The organism is Desulfovibrio sp. (assembly GCF_019424165.1).
Lineage (GTDB): Bacteria > Desulfobacterota > Desulfovibrionia > Desulfovibrionales > Desulfovibrionaceae > Desulfovibrio.
The window spans coordinates 10,021-11,415 of the sequence record NZ_JAHZAA010000052.1 but is presented as its reverse complement, the minus strand read 5'-3'; the positions used below and the strand labels follow the sequence as shown (position 1 = coordinate 11,415).

The following is a 1,395-nucleotide window of genomic DNA, read 5'->3' as shown; positions in this document are numbered from 1 at the left end:
CCGAGGCTGCTGTAGCGGCTTTTGCCATCGACTTCCCTGCATACGGGCAAACACGGGCCAGCAATGAGCTGCGTAAACAAGGCGTTTTTGTTTCTCCATCTGGAGTGCGCTCTATCTGGATGCGCCATGACCTGGCATCCATGAAGCAACGCCTGCGCGCCTTGGAAAAGCTGTCTGCCGAGCAGGGACTTGTACTCACGGAAGCTCAAGTCCAAGCCCTTGAGCGCAAAAAGCATGATGACGAAGCCTGTGGCGAGATTGAAACGCATCATCCCGGCTACTTGGGCAGTCAGGACACGTTCTACGTAGGCACCATTAAGGGGGTTGGGCGTATTTACCAGCAGACATTCGTGGATACCTACTCAAAGTGGGCCGCAGCCAAGCTGTACACGACCAAGACGCCCATCACCGGAGCAGACCTGCTCAACGACCGGGTATTACCCTTCTTTTATTCACAAGAAATGGGTCTCATCCGTATACTCACAGACAGAGGCACTGAGTACTGCGGGAAAGTGGAAGCCCATGATTATGAACTCTACCTTGGTGTGAACGGCATTGAGCACACTAAAACCAAGGCACGACACCCCCAAACAAACGGCATTTGTGAGCGCTTTCATAAAACTATACTGAACGAGTTTTATCAGGTTGCTTTCCGGCGCAAGCTGTACCACTCTTTGGATGAGTTGCAAGCCGATCTGGATGCGTGGATGGACAGCTACAACATGGACAGAACCCATCAGGGTAAAATGTGCTGTGGCAGGACTCCCATGCAGACTCTCCTTGATGGAAAATCCCTCTGGAAGGAGAAGGTCGGACAGCTCAACTAATCGGACAGGCAGAGCCGTCAAAACGGAGTGACTGTCAGATCAAGTCTGAACCACTACACATAACACCCAGGCTAAGTTTCACGCTTAATGAAAACGCTCATGTCTTATAAGGCTTGAGCGTTTTCTTGTTCGCTATGCGTAAAAAATACACACTTGCTCAAGTCGATGGGTGAAAAATACTCACTATAACTGTGCAAAAAAATGCACAATACTTATTGATAATATACGTCTTACCCTTCGCGCACAGTCATGTTGTTCTCAAAACAAGCCGCTTTTGTCTTCGTTAATCTGTAGTGGCATGATGCTTGCTTACGTCAATAATCGAACTAGTTTTGAATAATCAAAATATCTACTCGGAGGTTTTGTGGACGCCCTTTTCTTTTTCGGCATTTTCGCCTCAATGGGTCTTGCGTTGCGGGGCTTCAAAAGAGCAGCAACCATTTTACTCGTGGCAATTTTGCCTTTTGTGGCTGCGTGGTACATCTCAAATATCAATTTTACCCTCAACCTTTCATTTTAGGGAGGCGCTGTGAAATTATCCCGGTTAGTGCCTCTCGGCAACGCCCTC

At 48.5% G+C, this 1,395-nt stretch carries 2 protein-coding genes; both read left to right on the top strand.

Annotated elements, in window-relative coordinates; all coding sequences use genetic code 11:
• A partial coding sequence (locus tag QZ377_RS12065; protein WP_291441422.1) for an IS481 family transposase occupies positions 1-827 on the top strand: 827 nt, incomplete at its 5' end.
• Positions 828-1,191: 364 nt separating this feature from the next.
• Complete coding sequence (locus QZ377_RS12060) at positions 1,192-1,347, top strand: hypothetical protein (protein ID WP_291441420.1); 156 nt, start codon at positions 1,192-1,194, stop codon at positions 1,345-1,347.
• Positions 1,348-1,395: the final 48 nt, after the last annotated feature.